Origin of the sequence: Streptomyces sp. FH025, assembly GCF_017427025.1 — a bacterium.
In the GTDB taxonomy this organism is placed as follows: domain Bacteria; phylum Actinomycetota; class Actinomycetes; order Streptomycetales; family Streptomycetaceae; genus Kitasatospora.
Map to the genome: position 1 here is coordinate 1 of NZ_JAFLNG010001013.1, position 2,010 is coordinate 2,010.

General features: G+C 70.8%; 1 protein-coding gene. It reads left to right on the plus strand.

Annotated elements, in window-relative coordinates; all coding sequences use genetic code 11:
* Positions 1 to 183 precede the first annotated feature (183 nt).
* A complete protein-coding gene (locus J0670_RS36745; protein ID WP_207817119.1) occupies positions 184 to 1,959 on the plus strand; it encodes a sulfatase in 1,776 nt (591 codons plus the stop codon).
* Positions 1,960 to 2,010 lie beyond the last annotated feature (51 nt).

Genomic DNA, 2,010 nt, shown 5'->3' on the forward strand with positions numbered 1-2,010 from the left:
GCGGCTCCGGCCGAACAGGCCTCATATGTTCGGGTGCAGCTAGAGGCTCGGCCCTGGGCTCTGACCCTGTCAAGGAAAGTACAGAACATTTCGGGCAGATTAAGAGATGGCGACAAGGGTAGCGATCACCTCCCACCTCTGACATATATTCGCGCTCACATAGCACCGCGAGAAGGAGACGCCATGCGGGCGATCATGGTGATGTTCGACAGCCTCAACCGGCGCTTCCTGCCGCCCTACGACGGCCCGGACTGGGTGCACGCGCCGAACTTCTCCCGGCTCGCCGAACGGACCGCGACCTTCGACACCTGCTACGCCGGGTCGATGCCCTGCATGCCGGCCCGCCGCGAACTGCACACCGGCCGGTACAACTTCCTGCACCGCGGCTGGGGCCCGTTGGAGCCGTTCGACGACTCCGTGCCGGAGCTGCTGAAGAACAGTGGCGTCCACACCCACCTAGCCACCGACCACCAGCACTACTGGGAGGACGGCGGCGCCACCTACCACGGCCGCTACAGCACCTTCGAGTTCTTCCGCGGCCAGGAGGGCGACGCCTGGAAGGGCCAGGTCGCCGACCCGGAGATCCCCGAGAGCCTGCGGCTGCGCCTCGGCGAGGTCTGGCGCCAGGACTGGGTCAACCGGCAGCACCTCGCCGACGAGGCCGACCACCCGCAGACCCGCACCTTCGACGCCGGACTGGAGTTCCTGCGCACCAACCACGCCGAGGACGGCTGGTTCCTACAGATCGAGACCTTCGACCCGCACGAGCCCTTCTACAGCTACGCCCGCCACAAGGAGCTGTACCCGCACGACTACGACGGCCCGCACTTCGACTGGCCCGACTACAAGCAGGTCCAGGAGACCGAGGAGCAGGTCGAGCACGGGCGGCTGGAGTACGCGGCCCTGCTGTCGATGTGCGACGCCTCGCTCGGCCGCGTCCTCGACACCATGGACGAACTCCGGCTGTGGGACGACACCCTGCTGATCGTCTGCACCGACCACGGCCTGCTGCTCGGCGAGCACGGCTGGTGGGGCAAGAACATCCAGCCCTGGTACGACGAGACGATCCACACCCCGCTGTTCGTCTGGGACCCCCGCTCCCGCGTCCGGGGCGAGCGCCGCGGCTCGCTCGTGCAGACCGTCGACATCGGCCCCACCCTGCTGGAGTACTTCGGCGTCGACCGCACGCCCGACATGCTGGGCCGGCCCCTGCGCGAGACCGTCGCCTCCGACGCGCCCGTGCGCGAGGCGGGCCTGTTCGGCTCCTTCGGCGGGCACGTCAGCGTCACCGACGGCCGTTACGTCTACATGCGCGCCTGCGCCGAGCCGGCCAACCGGCCGCTGTCCGAGCACACCCTGATGCCCACCCACATGCGCGGCCGCTTCCGGCCCGAGGAGCTGCGCCACGCCCGGCTCGCGGAACCGTTCGGCTTCACCAAGGGCGTGCCGGTGCTCAAGGTCCCCGGCTTCGCGATCGCCAACCCGTACGCCTTCGGCACCCTGCTCTTCGACCTGGAGCAGGACCCCGGGCAGCTGCGGTCCCTCGTCGACGACGAGCTGGAGCTGCGCATGGCCACCCTGCTGACCGAGCAGCTGCGGCTCGCCGAGGCGCCCGCCGAGCAGTTCCAGCGGCTCGGCCTGCCCGAGCACGGCCCGGTGACCGCCGAGCACCTGCTGGCCCGCGCGCAGCAGCCGCAGGTCGAGGCCTCCCGGCGGCCGGCCGCGCGCCCCGAGGAGTTCCCGGACGGGCCGCGCAGCGTCAACACCCCGCTGGGCGAGCTCATGGCGGACCCGGTCGCCGCGAAGGTGCTGCGCACCCACCTCGGACCGGTCGTCGACGGGCCCTACATGAGCGCCATCGAGAGCGTGAGCCCGGTGCAGCTGGCCACCTTCGTCGTCGGCCTGCTGCCGCGCGAGCGGCTGGAGGCGCTGGCCGCCGAGCTGGAGGCGCAGGCGTGAGCGCGAACCGGGCCGAAGCGCCCGTGAGCTGCTGCACGCCCGGCGGCCAGG